19 protein-coding genes and 1 other RNA gene are annotated in these 18,780 nt (G+C 42.4%); 5 read left to right on the top strand and 15 right to left on the bottom strand.

The annotated features are described in order from the left end of the window. Positions 1-40 precede the first annotated feature (40 nt). The 4 genes from IEV39_RS00940 to IEV39_RS00925 form a co-directional block, all read right to left on the bottom strand. Positions 41-913 (bottom strand): alpha/beta hydrolase, encoded by an 873-nt coding sequence (locus IEV39_RS00940; RefSeq protein ID WP_005288016.1) that lies wholly within the window; start codon positions 911-913, stop codon positions 41-43. A gap of 3 nt (positions 914-916) precedes the next feature. Beyond that, positions 917-1,627: a BON domain-containing protein gene (locus tag IEV39_RS00935; protein WP_005288019.1), complete on the bottom strand. Its 711-nt coding sequence runs from the start codon at positions 1,625-1,627 to the stop codon at positions 917-919. Positions 1,628-1,693: 66 nt separating this feature from the next. After that, the gene (locus tag IEV39_RS00930; protein WP_005288022.1) at positions 1,694-2,101 is read right to left on the bottom strand and encodes a YraN family protein; all 408 of its coding nucleotides are present in this window, start codon (positions 2,099-2,101) and stop codon (positions 1,694-1,696) included. 11 nt (positions 2,102-2,112) lie between these two features. Continuing rightward, complete coding sequence (locus IEV39_RS00925) at positions 2,113-3,045, bottom strand: penicillin-binding protein activator (RefSeq protein WP_005288025.1); 933 nt, start codon at positions 3,043-3,045, stop codon at positions 2,113-2,115. Positions 3,046-3,061: 16 nt separating this feature from the next. On the opposite strand from IEV39_RS00925, the gene rsmI reads away from it, so the two are divergent. Then, complete coding sequence (gene rsmI / locus IEV39_RS00920; RefSeq protein WP_005288028.1) at positions 3,062-3,904, top strand: 16S rRNA (cytidine(1402)-2'-O)-methyltransferase; 843 nt, start codon at positions 3,062-3,064, stop codon at positions 3,902-3,904. 67 nt (positions 3,905-3,971) lie between these two features. Here the strand turns inward: rsmI and IEV39_RS00915 are convergent, their stop codons facing one another. Beyond that, positions 3,972-4,613, bottom strand: a complete 642-nt coding sequence (locus tag IEV39_RS00915; RefSeq protein ID WP_005288031.1) for a cation efflux transmembrane domain-containing protein — start codon at positions 4,611-4,613, stop codon at positions 3,972-3,974. Positions 4,614-4,674: 61 nt separating this feature from the next. On the opposite strand from IEV39_RS00915, the gene IEV39_RS00910 reads away from it, so the two are divergent. After that, positions 4,675-5,124: a MerR family transcriptional regulator gene (locus tag IEV39_RS00910; RefSeq protein WP_005288033.1), complete on the top strand. Its 450-nt coding sequence runs from the start codon at positions 4,675-4,677 to the stop codon at positions 5,122-5,124. 25 nt (positions 5,125-5,149) lie between these two features. Here the strand turns inward: IEV39_RS00910 and IEV39_RS00905 are convergent, their stop codons facing one another. The 5 genes from IEV39_RS00905 to IEV39_RS00885 all read right to left on the bottom strand — a co-directional run bounded on the left by IEV39_RS00905 (position 5,150) and on the right by IEV39_RS00885 (position 10,974). Beyond that, positions 5,150-5,398, bottom strand: a complete 249-nt coding sequence (locus IEV39_RS00905) for a hypothetical protein (protein ID WP_005231697.1) — start codon at positions 5,396-5,398, stop codon at positions 5,150-5,152. Between the two features lie 174 nt (positions 5,399-5,572). Beyond that, positions 5,573-6,805: an FAD-dependent monooxygenase gene (locus IEV39_RS00900; RefSeq protein WP_005288036.1), complete on the bottom strand. Its 1,233-nt coding sequence runs from the start codon at positions 6,803-6,805 to the stop codon at positions 5,573-5,575. Continuing rightward, complete coding sequence (gene ubiH / locus IEV39_RS00895) at positions 6,802-8,013, bottom strand: 2-octaprenyl-6-methoxyphenyl hydroxylase (RefSeq protein WP_005288039.1); 1,212 nt, start codon at positions 8,011-8,013, stop codon at positions 6,802-6,804. The genes IEV39_RS00900 and ubiH overlap by 4 nt, the downstream gene beginning before the upstream one ends. Positions 8,014-8,958: 945 nt before the next feature. Beyond that, positions 8,959-10,272: an aminopeptidase P N-terminal domain-containing protein gene (locus IEV39_RS00890; RefSeq protein ID WP_005288046.1), complete on the bottom strand. Its 1,314-nt coding sequence runs from the start codon at positions 10,270-10,272 to the stop codon at positions 8,959-8,961. Positions 10,273-10,341: 69 nt separating this feature from the next. Continuing rightward, positions 10,342-10,974 (bottom strand): UPF0149 family protein, encoded by a 633-nt coding sequence (locus IEV39_RS00885; protein WP_005231702.1) that lies wholly within the window; start codon positions 10,972-10,974, stop codon positions 10,342-10,344. 66 nt (positions 10,975-11,040) lie between these two features. Between IEV39_RS00885 and IEV39_RS00880 the strand changes: the two genes are divergently transcribed. The 3 genes from IEV39_RS00880 (at position 11,041) to ssrS (ending at position 12,157) form a co-directional block, all read left to right on the top strand. Further along, entirely contained in the window at positions 11,041-11,595 is a 555-nt protein-coding gene (locus tag IEV39_RS00880; protein ID WP_004773773.1) for a hypothetical protein, read from the top strand. A gap of 2 nt (positions 11,596-11,597) precedes the next feature. Then, positions 11,598-11,885 carry a cell division protein ZapA gene (locus tag IEV39_RS00875; protein WP_005288050.1) on the top strand — a complete coding sequence of 96 codons (288 nt, stop codon included), beginning with the start codon at positions 11,598-11,600 and terminating at the stop codon, positions 11,883-11,885. Positions 11,886-11,975: 90 nt separating this feature from the next. After that, positions 11,976-12,157: non-coding RNA, 6S RNA (ssrS, locus tag IEV39_RS00870), on the top strand. A 107-nt stretch (positions 12,158-12,264) separates the two neighbouring features. Here ssrS and IEV39_RS00865 read toward each other — a convergent pair. The 5 genes from IEV39_RS00865 to IEV39_RS18420 all read right to left on the bottom strand — a co-directional run. Further along, positions 12,265-12,705, bottom strand: coding sequence for an SMI1/KNR4 family protein (locus IEV39_RS00865; protein ID WP_005288053.1), 441 nt, complete (start codon positions 12,703-12,705; stop codon positions 12,265-12,267). Between the two features lie 80 nt (positions 12,706-12,785). After that, positions 12,786-14,024 carry a putative solute-binding protein gene (locus tag IEV39_RS00860; RefSeq protein WP_005288057.1) on the bottom strand — a complete coding sequence of 413 codons (1,239 nt, stop codon included), beginning with the start codon at positions 14,022-14,024 and terminating at the stop codon, positions 12,786-12,788. Between the two features lie 285 nt (positions 14,025-14,309). Next, positions 14,310-14,510 (bottom strand): hypothetical protein, encoded by a 201-nt coding sequence (locus IEV39_RS00855; RefSeq protein ID WP_005231707.1) that lies wholly within the window; start codon positions 14,508-14,510, stop codon positions 14,310-14,312. A gap of 254 nt (positions 14,511-14,764) precedes the next feature. Beyond that, positions 14,765-15,556: a trimeric autotransporter adhesin/peptidogylcan-associated protein TpgA gene (gene tpgA, locus IEV39_RS00850; protein WP_005231708.1), complete on the bottom strand. Its 792-nt coding sequence runs from the start codon at positions 15,554-15,556 to the stop codon at positions 14,765-14,767. Between the two features lie 57 nt (positions 15,557-15,613). Continuing rightward, positions 15,614-18,780, bottom strand: a 3,167-nt coding sequence (locus IEV39_RS18420; RefSeq protein WP_227554493.1) for a YadA-like family protein, incomplete at its 5' end; no start/stop codon positions are given.

Genomic DNA, 18,780 nt, shown 5'->3' with positions numbered 1-18,780 from the left:
TGCCTTGAATATGCTGTGGATTGATCAGATGAGTCCTGTTTTAAGGCTCCAATGCCTCATCCAGAAAATGCAGGATAGTCCGCTTGGTCTTGAAATAATGGCTCATTAAGCTCGCCAGCGTCGCCACTATCGTGATATGACCTGTCTTTGGAATCACGGCGATATGACTATGATTCCCCTTCGCTCTTAGCGCCTTATCCAGATCAAAGCTATTTTCCTTCGCCACCAGTTGATCCTGTTCGGCCATCAATAAATAATGTTTAATCTGGTTCGGCTCAATAAAGTAATAAGGCATGACTTGCTGATAGGAGACTTTCTGGTCAAAAGCATGCTCTGCCAGCGGATCGCCCTTATAGTCGAAATGATAAGGACCAGCCATGCCGACAATGGCACGGATCTTGTCTTTATATTTAAAGTTTTGTGAGTAAGCAGAATACACCACAGACATCACATTAAAAGCGCCCGCCGAATGCCCCATCAAAATGATATTATCGGTAGAAATATTGAGCTTGTCCTGATTCTGGCTCAGGTAGTGAATTGCTTGCGCAATGTCATCGATAAAGGTGGGAAAGATATGAGCCGGAGCAAGATGATAATTGATCACCGCAACATCATAGCCCTCTCTGGCAAAACTTTCTCCAACAAATAAATAATCACGCTTATTGCCATGCTGCCACGAGCCACCATGCACAAAAACAATCAGTGGTCTTTGCTTTTTCGGGGTTTTGGTCCGATACAAATCCAGCCGCTGTCTTGACTTGAGCCCATAGGCCAAATGCTCGTGTTTTTCAAACGTATCTTTCGGGGTTAGATAATTAATCGAATAACTGGCAAAATCATAAAGGCGAAACTCCTGATAGAATGTTTTCGCCTTGATGACATTTTCTTGTACTTGTTGGATGAGTTGCTTCATAAATTAAGGATTAGTTGGAGTAATGGTCGCAGGGTCCGCCTGATCTGGATCAATTGCAACAGGTGTCTCAACTAAAGGCTGTGTCGTCGCAGTATCCACCATTGGTGTTGCTGCTGTTGAACTGGCGACAGTACCTGAAGGCTGGTCCACATTGTCAATGAGCGTCACAATTTTAGTCACATTTCCAACTTTTTGTAAGACATCATCCAAATCTCGTGATTCAGCTGTATTTAAACGTCCCATCACATACAGCACACCATTTTCGGTATGTACCAGTACTTTGCTATCCGACACTACTGGCGCTTTCATTAACAGGCCACGAGTATTTGCAGTCACCGTCGCATCTTGCATGATGGTGTTATAGCCGACTTTGTCGCCCACCGTAATATAGTTGTGTACTGCTTTAACATCTGTCATTGAGCGCAAGTTGTCTTCAGCCAACTGTTTTAAATACGGATCAGGAACCTGTCCTGTCAATAAAACATTGCTGTGAAAACTTTCAATGTTGATACGTGACTGTTTAAAACGGTGATCTAATTTATATAAATTGATATTTGCAGTACGCTTGATTGAAGAATCAATAAAAATCTGCCCCAGACTACGCTCACCACTATTTGTTCCGACTGGTGACGTTCCCGTACCCCCAGAAATAAAACTCGCACATCCCGATAAACTTGCAGCGCAAAGCAACGTAATCGTTAAACGTTTTAACACTTGGCAAGACTCCCTAACTACAAACACATTTGTTCAATTTCAATATTCAGCTTCAGACTCGTGCATTCACCCATCTAAAGTAAACGCATGTTCAATCCATTGCTGATCATACTGCAATTTTGAAAAATCTGGTTGTACTGTTTTTGCAAATTTCCGTGGAAAATCAAAACAAATCACATCAAAACGACAGTCAAAGTCATAATATTTAGGATATTTCTGTAAAAACAACTGAGCGGTTTTAATAATTTTTTGTTGTTGAGCTGGGGAAATCACCTCACAGGCTGCAGCATAACTCCCCGCCGATCTGGCTTTGACTTCGACAAAGACCAATTCATGCTGGCGCTGTACAATTAGGTCAATTTCACCATAACGTGAATGATAATTTCGCGCGACACACTCATAGTGATGGGATTGGAGCAAGGCAAGTGCTGTCTGTTCAGCCCATTGCCCTAGATCCTGACATGACGATTGCATGGATGGACCGTCTACTTCAACACCTGAATGCCATTTTTCTGTTGTTGATAACAATACGGCTGTCGGTAAATTTTACCGTCCTTCACCTCAATTGCCCCAGTACGGCCCTCAAAATTAAATTTCCGGTCCGGACTGTTTAGGAATTGCTGACTGATGCTCCAGGCATCGCCACCAAAAGCCAGTAAGCGCTGGAACGCCATATTTTCAGGCTGCTCTTTATAAGCCTTGATGACATCGGCCCACTGCCCATTATATAAGGCCGGTGTATCACAGAAACTTAATCCTGTAGGAATCGGTTTATCCTGCTCTATACTTAGCGCTGTGGCATAAATATTCTTTTCCGGCAGTGGGCCAAGTTGTTCTAGCCATTGCTGGTCTCCGAGCAATAATAGCCCTTCTTTACGTGCCAGTTTTTTCGGCAGTTCATTCACGACATGAATATCTGAACCAAACTCGGACATCAACGCCATCATAAACAGTTCTGTTGCCGACTCGGTTCCTGCCTGACGTAGCACCAGTAGCTTTTTGATTTTATCTTTTTTCAACAGTTGATTCAGTGCCAGTGCATCATGCTGTTTAGCCAGACTAAACTGCCAGACATTGGTCGCCTGAGTATTCACATCATTCAAGGCTAGCACCGGAATCGCCGGATTACGCTGCATCACATTTTCAATATCAGGTCGGGCCAATGGTCCAACAATCAAACGGGTCTTGTTATTAATCCGCTTTTTGAAAATGGTATCGATGTTATTTTTGGCGGAATCTACAAAAATGATTTTTTCTTTGCTACCAGATGCTGTATAAGCACTCAAGAAACCGCGTTTGATGTTCTGACCGGCTCGCGCCATCGCACCAGATTCGGGTAGAATCACCAGTACGTCCGCATAAACCGGACTCACAATTGCTGCCAAACTGAGTAGCAGCCAATATTTTTTGTAATACATGAGGGAGTTACCTTTTATGAGTGCTCAATTATTTGTTGTAGCAACCCCGATTGGGCACTTAGATGACATGACCTTTCGTGCAATTGATATATTAAAATCCGTTTCGGTGGTTGCCGCAGAAGACACTCGTCAATCTGCTCAATTATTCAAACACTATAATATCTCAACTCCACTAACCGCGTGTCATGATCACAACGAAAGTAACAAAATTGATCAACTTCTCCAAAAAATGTTAAATGGTGAAAGTGTTGCCTTAATTAGTGATGCTGGAACGCCCCTGATTAGCGACCCTGGTTTTAAACTGGTGCGTGCTGCACAAGAGCACGGCATTCGCGTGATTCCTGTGCCCGGTGCCTGTGCTGCGATTGCTGCATTAAGTGCGGTGGGTTTACCCAGTGACCGTTTTAGTTTTGAAGGTTTCTTGCCATCGAAAGCGTCGCAACGGATTAGCCAGCTGGAAAAGCTCAAAGATGAAACCCAGACCCTGATTTTCTATGAAGCACCACACCGTATTCTGGCCTGTATTCAGGATATGGTTCAGGTCTTTGGTGAAGATCGTCCTGTCGGTTTTGCCCGTGAAATTACCAAGACATTTGAAACCATCAAGAAAATGACCTTAAAACAACTGGTCACCTTGATTGAAAATGATCACAACCAGCAAAAAGGTGAAATCGTGGTGGTGGTCGGCGGTGCTTCTGCCGAAAAAGATATGGAACAGGATAAACTGGATGAGTTATTAAAGCGCTTATTACAGGACTTATCCGTCAAAGCGGCATCACAACTGGCTGCTGATTTGACCGGTATTAAAAAGAAAGTGGCTTATCAGCGTGCGTTGGAACTCACCCAACACGATCAATAAAACATAAGCGGGAGATTACAAAAAATCTCCCCTTTATCCGTTAAACATGAAATACCAACACTGTGTTTTAAGCCTTGGTAATGAGGTGAGCTTGATCCATTTTCCTCTCTGCTCTGGCCTGTTTAATCACGCTTAGACCCGAAGACACACCGAGATAAGCAATCACAAAAGCGACCAATAAATCAGGGAACATGGTTCCTGTGCCAAAAACGCCGACAGCGGCGATAATAATCGCAATATTGGCAATTGCATCATTCCGACTGCATAGCCACACTGAACGCATATTGGCATCACCATCACGGAATGCGTAAAGCATCAAGGCTGAAACCACATTCACGGTCAATGCCAGTACACCGATTGCACCCATGAGCATCGGCTCAGGGGTGATTCCCAGCCACCATGACCAGAACACTTTCACAATTACAAAAATACCAAAGGCCGCCATGGTCATCCCTTTCACTAAAGCTGCGGTCGCGCGCCAATACAAGCTCATAGAGAGTACGGCTAGAGAGATGGCATAGTTTGCTGCATCACCAGCAAAATCTAGCGCATCGGCCCATAAAGAAACCGAGCGTGCATGCGAACCACCAATAATCTCGACAAAGAACATCAATGCATTGAGTACTAATGCAATCCACAACGCTTTGCGAAACTTGGGGCTAATCTTTTGTGTTGGGGAACATGTTGTATTGCAACCACATCCTGCCATGACTTTTCTCACTTAATCTTTTATAGTGATTTAAAACCCTAGAGTAACTCCAGAGTCAAGCATGATAAATCTTACCATTGGGCAACTGGCAAAAAAGACGGGCGTATCAGTAGATACCATCCGTTATTATGAAAAAATTGGGCTGCTTGAGAAAGCCAAACGCACGGCAGGCAATTATCGGCATTATTCTGAACAGATGCTCTCCGAACTTCTGTTTCTCAAGCATTGCCGTGAACTGGGCATTACCTTACAGGATATCCAAAAGCTCAAGGATATGTCAGAGAACCCCAATCAAACCTGCATGGAAGTCGATCATCTGATTGATCAATATCTGGCTGAGGTTTCCCAGAAAATTAAAAATCTGGAACATCTCAAACAGGATCTAACCCATTTAAAACAGCAATGCTCACAACATCGTACCATTGAACAATGTGGAATTTTAAAAGAACTCCATCAGCCACTGGAGTGCGAACACGAATCCCACCAGCACAAAAAAGCACCACAATCGTGATGCTTTTTTGCAGTCTTTATTCGACTTAATCTTGATGTTCATCGGGTGGAACTTCGGTAATGCGTCCACCACGTGCAAGAAACGCAGCAACTTCATCTTCTAAAGCTTGGCGCTGTTTCTGCTTTGCCGTTACCGTTAAGGTTTCAGCCTCGGCAAGATCGGCATCATTGGCGCTCGATTCTTCGCTATCTGCACCAGTTTCTGCTGCTTTCGCCTCATCATCGTCTACAGCAGAATCTTCTGTGTTGTCGTCGTAATCATTCATTTCCGTCATATTAATCTCCCCACAATGACTAAACTTCTCATCATCGCTATTTGGTCATCAGAACTTGATGAAATTTAGCAAGCTCTTTTCATTTCGCAAAGTACAATATTGCTAAAATCGTATTTTTTGCGACCAAATTCACTCTGATTTATAAATGATTGTTTAAAAAATATCTACTCTTTTTTAGCAAGCGTAACGGGTGTCTTTTAACACACCTAATCCGTTGGCCTGTTGCATGAAACGATCCTTAAACCCGTCAAATTGTTCGACCTGTTTTAAGCCAAAATTTCGCGCCCAGACCAAAGGAAACAACTCCGAACTTTCCAGCCAACCAATCGCAGACATGCTATGCATCATGGCATCATTCTGACCTTTACGCTTATGCTCGTAACGCAACAAGGTCTGTTCATTGGCCCATGCACCACGTTTTAAATCATGCAGTAACACATCACAAAGCACCGCGGCATCCAGACAACCAATATTCACGCCTTGTCCCGCCAAAGGATGAATCACATGTGCTGCATCACCAATCAATGCCAGCCCCGATTTAATATAGCGCTGTGCAGCACGTGCCTTGAGTGGAAATTGCGCTCTGGAACGCACCTCAACCACCTCACCCAGCATTTGCAGGCTTTCCTGAGTCAGCAATTGCATAAACTCTTGATCATTGAGTGCCGAATATTCATCGGCATAGTCATCGGGCAATGTCCAGACGATCGATTGCCAGTAACCATTGTCCTGTGCATCCAGACTGGCCATCGGTAAATAAGCCAATGGGCCTGTTGGCAAGAAAATCTGGCGAGCCACATACTGATTCGGTTGTGTAGTTTTAATCGCACAACTGATGGCAGCCTGTTTGTAATCCAGTACATCTAGATCGATATAGGCTTGCTCACGGACAAAAGAGTTTGCGCCATCTGCACCAATCAGTAATTTGGTTTTTAAGGTCGTACCATCCGCCAGCTGAATCGACCAGCCTTGGGGAATCTGTTCAATCCGAATGACTTTGACCTGGGTACGGTAGTCTTTAAGCTGCTGCAACATCTTTTGTTGAATGGCAACATTGAGGACACTCGGCTCGACCATTGAACCCAATGCTTGATCTGAGTGTGGTGGCTGCTCAGAAGCATGGCCAAAATTGATTTCACCATAGCCATTTTTATTCCAGACCTGCATGCCTGAATAAGGCATTTGTCGTGCCAGATCATTCCATACATCAACCGTTTTGAGTAAGTGAATCGTCGCTTGGCTAAGTGCCAATACACGCGGATTCATGACCGCTAAAGTCTTGTCCTGATCAAGCACAGGTGCAGCATCCAGCACTGTGGCCTGTACCCCACCTTGGGCCAACAATAAAGCGCTTAGGCCACCTACCAGTCCACCACCAACGATGACCACATCTAACAGTTCACTCATGCTTTTAGCCCCATCGCATAATTGGCAACCAAAGGCTTAACCCCCGGAATCACATCAAAAGCAATCAGCCCAGTATTACGTAATAATTTAAGGATTGGATTCTGATTACTAAAACCACGCACCACCGAATCACAGAATTTGATCACACGTTGCTGATCCTTTAAACGGGATTGCTCATAGGCCAGTAAATTTTCAGGCGCGCCAATATCATCAGACTTCGCCAGTTGCTCCATCAGGAAACGAACCAGTACATCGGCATCACGCAAGCACAGGTTAAACCCTTGTCCTGCTACTGGGTGAATGGTATGTGCAGCATTCCCCATCAGCACCACACGTCCAACAGCCTGCTTATGCGCCAACACTTGTGACAATGGATAACTAAACCGCTTGCCGGTTTTTTCAAATTTACCCGCACGATCACCATAAGTTTGCTGCAACGCATCGAGGAAGTGCTGATCATTTTCCTCACCTAACCATTCTGCTTCTGTGCCTTTCTTCACCGGCCATACCACCGAACGACGATATTCCCCCGGTAAAGGCAACAATGCCAATGGCCCTAAGGCGCTAAAACGTTCAAAACCAACATGCTGATGCGGTTTAGAGGTTTGTACGGTCGTGACAATCGCGACCTGGTCATAATCATGCTCATCTACACCGACACCGATGGCTTGTCGACAGAAAGAATCACGACCATCTGCTGCAATCACCAACTTGGATTTCAAGGAATGAATATATTCACCATTGCGCATCGCTTCGATGTGAACCTCATCTTCATTTTGCGTGAGTGAGGTTACTTGCACCCCGTCAATCAGCTCAATCAACGGCTGCTGACGTACTTGGGTCAGTAATACACGACCTAACCATGCGTTTTCAATCACTTGTCCAAAGCTTTCTACTTTTTCTTGTTCAGCAACGAGGCGTGCCTTACCAAAACTGCCCTGCTCGGTAATATGCACTTGCAGAATTGGGGTGGCATGTTGTTGTAAAGCTTCCCATAAACCTAACTTTTGGTAAATCTGTACGCTACGACGTGACAAAGCGGTATTACGCGCATCAAAACTGGAATGATAAGGGGCAACATTTTCATCGTCATAATTCGGATATTTCACAGCTTCTAATAGCTTTACCGCGATATTAGATTTTGCCAACATTAAAGCAAGGCTGAGTCCAACCATACCTCCACCGACAATGATGACTTGTTGCTGCATAATATTATTCCTTATCAGTTTTTCATGACTTGATGTTAAGGGTCTGTTGATATTTCATCTATGGTTGCGTTGTAGGCTAAAACAACTTAAACGAGGCATGAAACGTAGGCAATGGCGAACTCCCTTGTCAAGTTTCATAACAAAGTTTAAGGAAGTTTTAGCCACAACCTGAGCAAGAGCAAAGCATTGCTTTGATCACAGCGCAAGGACAGGGACATTTTTTGACGCTACGGCGTTATGACTTATTTATTTAGAATGACTAAATTACATAAGCCATGCCTTGTATCACCTAAAAAATGTCCACTGTCGCAATGAGAGCTTTAGCTCGTAAGGTGAAATATCAACAGACCCTAGCCTATCTTACTCTAACTTAAATCAGGAAGGGAATTTGTACTTTGTTTGGCCTATGTTTTTAAAATATCTTCAAAAGTTGTTTTGAGCATCGATAGGAAAGAAACACGCTCATCTATCTTAATCAGGCTTCTCACCTTAGTAGGTCTTTCAGCAGGAAAGAAGATAGAAGTCACTAGATTAAATATATTTTCTTGGAAGATAGACGATAAAAACTGAACTCATCAAACAAAAATAAATAAAATACAAAGCCCACTCAATAGATCGATATTTCCCAACGTTATAAAAAATAGTATAGATAAACAATGCCGTTACACTGACAAAAAATATAAAAGAAATAAACAGCAAGGAAAGTATCTGTCGATCTTCATGCCACTCCCACCGTGTCAGATAAAAGTAATAATGATGAACCTTTAAATATACATAAATTAATAAAATCAAATAAATGTCAGTGACTATTCGATAAACACAGCTCGACAATTTCATATAAGTCTCTTATTTTTGTAAATATTATTATAATTTTTTGTTTGCCTCTTCATACATTATGAAGAGGCATTCATTAAAACTAAGGCTTCAATTCTGCAACTAGGCTGATTAGCGACTCGCCATCAAGCTTTCAATCTCTTCAACAGTTTTAACTACATTTTTGGTCAGAACCAATGGACCATTTTCTGTCACGACAATATCATCTTCAATACGAATACCAATACCACGCCATTTTGCATCAACCGTTTCATCATCTGGCGCAACATACAAACCTGGCTCAACGGTCACCACCATACCGGCTTCATAAGCACGCCAGTCTTCGCCATTCTTATAAGCGCCGACATCATGCACATCCATACCGAGCCAATGCCCTGTACCATGCATATAGAATTGACGGAATGCCTCATTTTCAACCAGCTCATCCACATTACCGTGCAGTAAACCAAGATCAACCAGCCCTTGGGTTAAAATCTTTACCGCCACTTCATGCGGATATTTATAGTGATTGCCGATACGGGTTGCATCAATCGCAGCCAGCTGTGCTGCAAGCACCACGTTATATAACGCTTTTTGTTCAGGGCTAAATTTACCATTTACCGGAAATGTACGGGTAATGTCCGATGCATAGAACTCATATTCACAGGCCGCATCGATCAGCACTAGATCACCATCTTTTAACGGCTTATTATTCTCAACGTAGTGCAAGATACAGGCATTTTCACCACCACCGACAATACTGTTATAGGCTGGCACACAGCCATTTTGACCAAAGATATAATTCAGTTCCGCTTCGAGTGCATATTCCATCATCTCAGCTTTAACCGTTTGCATGGCACGGGTATGCGCTTCTGCACTGATATCCGATGCAATCTGCATCAACTCAATTTCTTGTGCTGATTTTTTTAAACGCATTTCATCAACAATACGATCAAGCTGTACGACTTCTGCGGGCGCAGTACCCCCACGATGTGCATCCGTCTTCTGAATCCATTGGCTAACACGCGCATCAAACTCAGCATTCTGCCCAATACGATAGTAAAGACGTTGTTTATTTAATAACTTGTCGATGATTTCTTCATCAAGCAGATCAATTGCATAAGCTTCATCAGCTTCATAGATTTCAATCGCGCCATCAATTCCGGCACGATAGCCATTCCAGATTTCCATTTCACGATTGCGTTCACGACAGAATAAGCTATAGCTATATTCCTCACCTTCTTCAAAGGTTTCGATCACAGCAACCGCTTCTGGCTCTGCAAATCCAGTCAGATAATAAAAACTACTGTCGGCACGATATTTATAATCCGCATCGCGGTTACGATACATTTCTGCCCGCGTCGCAATAATTGCAATGCTATTGCTGCCGATATGTTGAGCGAGAAGATCACGACGTTGTTTAAAATCAGCCTGACTTAATTTCATATTGTCCTTCTGATGAAGATGAATGATTGTAAGTATGTTTATTTATAAAAGTTTAAGGCACCGCCCGAGTTAACTCGGACGATGTGGGGTAAACATTTCTACCACGGTTTGCGGATCGGAAGGATTGTCTGAATTTCTGCTTTTAGCATGAAAATTTTGTAACAAAGAACTTTCAGCCACAGCAATCTTTTTACGACCAATCGACAAGCTCACAGGAATCAGGCGTACAAACTCATACAATTCCTGATAGCTTTCTTCGCCTTCTTCATCATTGTCTGAGTCTTCAAACTCAACCGCTGCAACATCTTGTAAATGTTCAATCAGCTCTTGCTCCTCGCCACGAATATGACCCGAAGCCAAACCGAAACCCAGCACCACTCCGGCACACCAGTCAGCCAATGCCTGAACACGATCAACCAGCAAATGACTGTCATCCGGGAGCATCGGCAAATAGTCTAATTCATCATCAGATAAAGCATGCGCCACATCCTCTGCTTCATCCGTCAAACTGTCCAGTGCTTGGGGTTGTAAAGCAGGTACATTAAGGGTGTTTAAGATTTGTGACCATTCATCTGCGGTTGGCGCTTGTGTCACACAAACTATACCAGTGAGTAAACCATGTAACTCACTTGGACTTGAAATTTCTTCAATCCCATCAAAATGGGCATTCCATTCCGTCCAACCTGAAATATCGTCTTGCATTCGTTTATCCAATCTCTATACTGCTGTATATATTACCTTTGATTGCAACTCTGTGCGACCTTCGTTATGTTAGAACAATTACAGCGTCTACAAGCGCATATTGGTGTTTTAAAAACACGCCTACATCACTTTGAGCGAGAAAATACATCGCTCACTGAAGCTAAACAATTAGCTGAAACTGACCATCATGCACAAGTTGTGCAGAAAAATAGCATCATCACGCAAAAGCAGGAAGAAGTTGATAACTTAACTGAACAACTGACTCAGTTACAAGATCAATTTAAACAACTGAATCAAGATGCAACAACTTTAGCGGAACGTTATAGCCGTTTAGAGAAAAGCACCACCGATTTAAAAAATCGCTTTCAGGAAATTCTGGCTGAGCGTAATGACTTGCGTGTCAACAAAGAAAAATTACAGGCACAGCAACGTCATAGCCAACAAGAAATTCAGGATTTACAACAGGATCGCGATCGCTTGTTGCAAAAAAATGAACTTGCAAAATCTAAAGTGGAAGCCATTATCCAGCGTCTTTCTATTTTAGGTACGGCCCAAGATCAACATGCACAAGAAATTCAGCAACTTGCTCATCCAAATGCTGAAACTCACGAGGAGACCTGATCATGAGTGAATCCATTGTTGTCGAACTTCGCTTGATTGAACAGACTTTCCGTTTAAACACGACTGAAGATAAACGTGAAGAGCTGGAACGTGCGGCTGAATTGCTGAATCAGAAGTTTCATGACATGCGTCGCAATGCGCCACGTGTAGAACATAACAAACTGGTGATCATGGTGGCCCTGCAAATGGCGCAGGAAGTGTTTAGCCTGAATAAGTCTTTACAGGAATATGCCCATTGCGAACGTCTGCTCCAGAGCATTTTGGAAGATGTCGAACAAACTGTTGAGTAAAATTGCACAAAGCCCCATCAATTAGTAAGTATCTTTACAGATAACTGCCTTGCAAGGATTGTCATCGCGTAAAGATCAGTTATACTAAAACTGTCTCTAGGGTGTTCGCCAGTACGTCTAGTCCCCTGCCGATACTTATATTTATGGATGTGTTCTGTGTATTTTGAGTGTATGCCTGCCTCGAGTAGGAAACCCATTAAGTACGCGTCACCTCCACCTTGAACTCATCGGGTTCAGGGTAACGACCATGCAGCGGCACCTCTGGAGCATTATTTTTAATATAAAAATAATAACTAACATCGAACCATTTTTCTCTAAAACCTTTCTTTCTCTCCTCTATTTATCAAACATAGGCATATAGTAGGCGTTAAAGATATTCTTATAATAATTCATTACTATCGATTAAATATTGTTGTAAAAATGCTGTGAATGAATCTGCAATTTTTCTTTTTGTTGATCCTCCCACATGATATACAACACCATCCGAACCAATCTGATCGAGTAGTACTGCATACCCCCAACACCACACTAGATAGTCCGAAAATACAAAACAGTTAGGATATAAAAACTTATCTTTATCATAGTAGCTTGAAATACTTTCAACCGATTGAAATTCACCCAGCGACACGAACGTAAAATAATTATCATCCATATTTCGGTCAGCTATACCATTAAATTCTAAAAAGTAAGCTCTTAAAACTGGTGATAATTTAACTTGATGATTATATTCAAAAGCCAAAATTTCCTGCCACGTTGCTGGTTTATTCAAGCTTATATTCTGTTTCTGCAATTTACGTTTAATCTTATTAATTAAATCCATGATTTATCCTACTAGATATCAATCTAAATAAAGTAAATCATTCCTACAAACCAGATGATCAATTCTTTGGATATGGTTTATTACTCATCTTTCAAAGCACATTCATAATTGCTTGGCTCTTGTGAACAACGTACCTGCTTCAACAACTTCATCATATCTTTATCGTAAAAACCTTCTTTGGTCATTTGAATCCGCGCTTCACGCATCAAGCGTACATAGCCAGGCTTATCACTTTCATTCAGCTTTAACCAGAACTTGTCTGGAATCTTGGCTTCGATTTTATCGACAAATTCAAAGGCTGGATTCAACTGTTTGGAAATCACCTCACGAGCAATCGATCCCATCCCTGCCGGAAACTTATTGCGCTGCATAATCAAGGTTCCTGTCACCTGTATCACAGGAAATTTAATAATACCGCCAACAGCTTTACCTGATTTATCGGTCATGCCTTTTTGTAGTTCCAATGGCTCAAATAAAATCGCTGGTCCAGCCATGATATCGACTTCTTTATTATTAAACTTTCCGCCCACCGTCACCAGATCGACAGAAACCGGTTGTGCGCCAACATTCTGTACCAGTTTCTTTTGTGTTTCATCAAACTGGAATACCGCAACCTTTTTACCCGCAGCTTTTGCCAAAGTATTAATATTACGATCGGTCACCATGATATAGGCGGCACCTAAAGGAACGATTCCCACGACTTCATAATCTTTATTGACCATCTTTTCATCGAATTTTGGATTAGCCAAAACCTGAATGACAGAACTGAGCTGCTTATAGGTTTGTAATGCACCAATCGCATCAATACTGCCGACGAATTTATTAAATTGTTTGGCACGAAGGTTACTGATTCCTGCCCCATCACAGCGCTTGCTACGGAAATCCTCAGTAAGCACCGCTTCATTGGTATAAACCTTGAGATTGACTAAGGTTGAGGCCTGTTTTTTTAATTTGGGATAATCAAAATCCAGTTTAAATTGTAAATGCGAAGGCCGGGTCACATTCATATTGACGCCGAACTGTTTTGCAACACGAACCATGCGCGGGATTTCAGTGATATAACTGGTGGCCTGCTCAAAGGCTTCGCTATGCTCGCCATTAGGTGAAAACACACATAAAGTGACTTGCTTGGGAATCTGTTGCCAGGTTTTCTGATCATTGAGCAACTGTTTGATCTTATTCTGCGAATGTGTTGAAAGCGTCAAGTCCAGTTTGCCTTCGGGTGCTGCATAAGCTGTATTCATCAGCATAATTGAACTTGCCAAAGCACAATGAATCAAAAAGGATTTTGTAAATTTGATAAATTTATTATTTTGCATAGTCCTATCCATTTTTAGCTATTTCCCAACAGTTTTATTCAAGTTAAGGAGAAAAGACAAAAATAGAATTGACTGTATTTAGTTAGCCGATGTCAATTGAGTCAACATACATCAGACACTTAAATTTAAGCGCTAAAAGATGCTTGGCAATGCAAGGATGGGGTCTTGTAACAGGAATTGCGCGTTTATCGGATATTTTTATAAATCGGTAGATTTAACTAAAATATGGTAAATAAGCTGCTCTTTAGCGCATTGAAACCAGCAGCTTATCCAAGGCTTTTTAAATTAAATAAATGACCAGAGCACATTTTCATCCTGAGGTTTTAATAAAAAGCTAGTCTGAGCATCATCTTCAACCACGATATGCTGATTCGAAATCATTTTGACCTTGAGCAAAGTATCATTTTCATAAACCAGATCACGTTTACCTTCTTTTTTTAAGACAAGCATTTGATCCAGAACAATGAGATTTTTTGATTCAAACATGTTTTTCCCCTCGTAAGCGATACCCGGTGAATGACTTTTTCAAGCAGCTATTTCACGCCGTGCATTTTAGATCATTAATTAAGCACAACCGTATATTTTGTCTAACAGTTCACAAAAATTTAACTTTTTGCCTTATCAGAAGCAAAATTGATTCTGTTTGACTTAAAATGCTTGATGGTATCTAGCTGACTGATTTCATATAGAAATAAAAAATGGCCACTATTAAAGCAGCCATTTTTTTAAGATGAACTGGCTTACCAGCTTACGTTAACGCGTCGGTTTGGTGCCAAACAGCCCACAAGTTTAGCGTTGGCTTTGCTGCCTGCACATTGCTGATATAGGTCTGTCTGGCTATTTGCCTGAATCTGGATACGGTTTGCATCTACACCTTCATTTACCAGCAACTTCGCGACTGTATTGGCACGTTGTGCTGATAATTGATGGTTATACGCAAATTTACCCAATGGATCAGCAAAGCCAGAAACAAGGATTGGGCCTGTCGCATTGCTTTGTTTAATACGTTGTGCAATTGCTGATACTGAAGCCGAACCCTGTTCAATTGCATTGGCATTGAAACGGTCAAAGGCAAAGAATACGCTACCAGAACGTGCCGTATTTACGTTTGCATCGCTCGGCACCTGATTATTTGCACCCCAAGCCATTAAACCCTCACAGGCTTCACCTTTCCATGACAATCTTTCTGACAAATATTTTTTGTCAAAATCGACGCGGAGTTGGCAACGTAAATAGTCTTGGCTATTTGGCTGGCGGATATCTAAAACATAGTTCCAGGTTTTTACCAAGAATACGCCTTCGCTAAATTGAGGATTACCCAATAAATGACGGATCTGGTCTTTGGTTAAACCTGTATCTAAACGGGCAACGTCATCATATTCATAACGCTTTACCTGTTTTAAATAACTTTTTTCAACCGCAGGAAACTTGATTTCTTCCTGTTGAACTACCGCTGTATCTTCATCTGCATAAGTCGCTACCGAGAAACCGGCAAGAGCTGCTACTGCCAAGCATTGAATCGTTTTTTTCATTTCATAACTCTCTTGATATGTTGAGTAAGGAGAGCCTGCGCTCTCCCCGCCAGTTTCTTAGTTAATGACACCACTTACACCGATACGTACGCTTGGCTCACCTTGCGATGCTGCAGCAACACCACCGGTAATTGACCAGCGACCATTATCCGAGGTTTTACGCAAGGTGACGCCGACTGCATTTTCACCGCCGTGATAAGCAGCGCCCGCAGCATAGGTATATTTACCTGCAACAAATGGAGCTGCTTCCAGCGCCATTGCTGCTGCAATACCCGCATTGGCTTTTTTCTCTACGCTATCGATACGCTGGTTCGTGTCATAGAACGCTTGCTGTAACTGATCACCCAAGTTCGTAATACGGTTACCCAATTCCTGATTTGACTGGTTCAGGGTACCAATCGCATCATGGATATTGTCCTTACCTGTACCACCAATGTTGTTGGTTTTGATCGTACCGTCTTTTGGATCAATAGTCGTGTTACCACCAATGCTGTTCTTGATGCTGTCAGAGATATTATGGATCTGACCACCATTCACAGCCTCTTTAGAGTCTTTTGCAATGGTTCCATTATCGACGCCCTTAATGACACGATCGCCATCTTTACCTGCCATATTGATGCTGTTACCGCCAGTGTCTTTACCAACCGTGATTTCGCCCTTCGGATCCTGTTGCTGAACAAGACCAGACTTACCATTGTTGATGTTGTTGATATTGTTCTGGATGTTCTGGATATCATTGGTGTTCTTATCAACATTCTGTTTGACATCCCACAATTGACCGCCATTCACCGCATCTTTAGAACCTTGCTCAACCTTACCATCCGCAACATTCTTCAAGTTAGTGCCCTTATCGCCACCACCTAAAGTCACTGAGTTTTTATCAACATTGCCATCTTTGTCTTTGTCATACTTCACAGCATTATCAGACAAATCACCAATCTCTTTACCAATTTGGTCTTTCACATCATTGATTTGCTTGTCCAGCTGGCCTTTATTTACAGCATCTTTCGCATCGACACCGTCAGCAACATTGGTAATTTTCTTACCACCAGCATCAACACCATTGATGGTGATACTTGGGCCACCTTTAATTACCAAGCCATTGTTGTTCAATACGGTATTACCTGTGGTGATGCTGTCGAACTTCGCGTCTTTCAACAATTCGATTTTGATGCCATCTTCTGTGGTACGGGTAATGACATTTTCACCACTGGTCTTGTCTTCTGCTGTTGCTGCATCAGCACCACCCACGATGTTTAACTTGTCACCCAACTTACGATGAACATCTTTACCCGCATTGCCAGCAAAGTTGAGACCTTTATTGGTCAGGTCATTTACACCATTAGTCACCTTGTCATCGACTGACTTGATCGCATCATTGATGTTGTTTTTACCTGTACCACCAATGTTATTCGTGGTGATGCTACCGTCCGGATTAACCGTGGTGTTACCACCGATGCTGTTCTTGATGCTGTCAGAAATATTCTTGATCTGACCGCCATTCACGGCATCTTTAGAACCATTGGCAATTGAACCGTCAGCAACGTTGGTAATGACTTTATTACCTGCATTAATGCCATCTTTAGTGATGCTTGGGCCATCTTTAATGGTCAAGCCATTGTTGTTCAATACGCTGTCGCCAGTCGTTACGCTGCCTAAGGTCAGGTCTTTCTTGGTCGATACTTCATAGTTGGTACTGCCATCTTTATTGGTCGTTTCTTTAACAACAATGTTGTCGCCTTCAGTCACTGTGGTTTTCGCTTTGGTTGCAGCATCTTTCACATTGCTGATCGCATCATTGATGTTGTTTTTACCTGTACCACCAATGTTATTCGTGGTGATGCTGCCATCCGGATTAACCGTAGTGTTACCACCGATGCTGTTCTTGATGCTGTCAGAAATATGCTTGATCTGACCGCCATTCACGGCATCTTTAGAACCATTGGCAATTGAACCGTCAGCAACATTGGTAATGACTTTATTACCTGCATTGATGCCGTCTTTAGTGATGCTTGCACCATCTTTGATGGTTAAACCGTTGTTGTTGAGTACGCTGTCGCCAGTGGTGATGCTGTCGAACTTCGCATCTTTCAACAATTCGATCTTGATTCCATCTGCTGTCGTACGGGTAATGACGTTTTCACCGCTGGTCTTGTCTTCTGCTGTTGCAGCATCAGCGCCACCCACGATGTTGAGCTTGTCACCCAAGTTACGATGAACGTCTGCACCTGCATTGCCAGCAAAGTTCAAGCCCTTGTTTTGCAACTCGGTCTTGGTGTTGTCAATCTTGCTGTTTAGCTCAGTCTTGGTGTTATTGATCGTGTTATTTAACTCAGTTTTGGTATCGGTAATCTGAGTGGTTAACTGATCTTTAGTGTCATTTAACTTGTTATTGGTATCAGTAATCTTGTTATCCAGACCATCTTTGGTTTTGGTTAACTGATCAACATTGACTGCATCTTTACCATTTACACCATCAGCAACGTTAGTAATAACTTTATTACCTGCATTGATGCCGTCTTTAGTGATGCTTGCACCATCTTTGATGGTTAAACCATTGTTGTTGAGTACGCTATCGCCAGTGGTGATGCTGTCGAACTTCGCATCTTTCAACAATTCGATCTTGATACCATCTGCCGTTGTACGGGTAATGACATTTTCACCGCTGGTCTTGTCTTCTGCTATTGCAGCATCAGCACCACCCACGATGTTGAGCTTGTCACCCAAGTTACGGTGAACGTCTTTACCCGCATTGCCGGCAAAGTTCAAGCCCTTGTTTTGCAACTCGGTCTTGGTGTTGTCAATCTTGCTGTTTAGCTCAGTCTTGGTATCAGTAATCTGATTGGTTAACTGATCTTTAGTGTCATTTAACTTGTTATTGGTATCCGTGATCTGGTTACCCAAGTCTTTTTTAGCGTCGTCTAACTTGTTGTTGGTATCAGTAATCTTGTTATCCAGACCATCTTTGGTTTTGGTTAACTGATCAACATTAACTGCATCTTTACCATTTACACCGTCAGCAACATTGGTAATGACTTTATTACCTGCATTGATGCCATCTTTAGTGATGCTTGCACCATCTTTGATGGTTAAGCCATTGTTGTTGAGTACGCTGTCGCCAGTGGTAATACTGTCGAACTTCGCATCTTTCAACAATTCAATCTTGATGCCATCTGCTGTGGTACGGGTAATGACATTTTCACCGCTGGTCTTGTCTTCTGCTA

This window comes from Acinetobacter courvalinii (assembly GCF_014635545.1).
In the GTDB taxonomy this organism is placed as follows: domain Bacteria; phylum Pseudomonadota; class Gammaproteobacteria; order Pseudomonadales; family Moraxellaceae; genus Acinetobacter; species Acinetobacter courvalinii.
The sequence above is the reverse complement of the archived record's forward strand: the minus strand, read 5'-3'. Positions and strand labels throughout refer to the sequence as shown.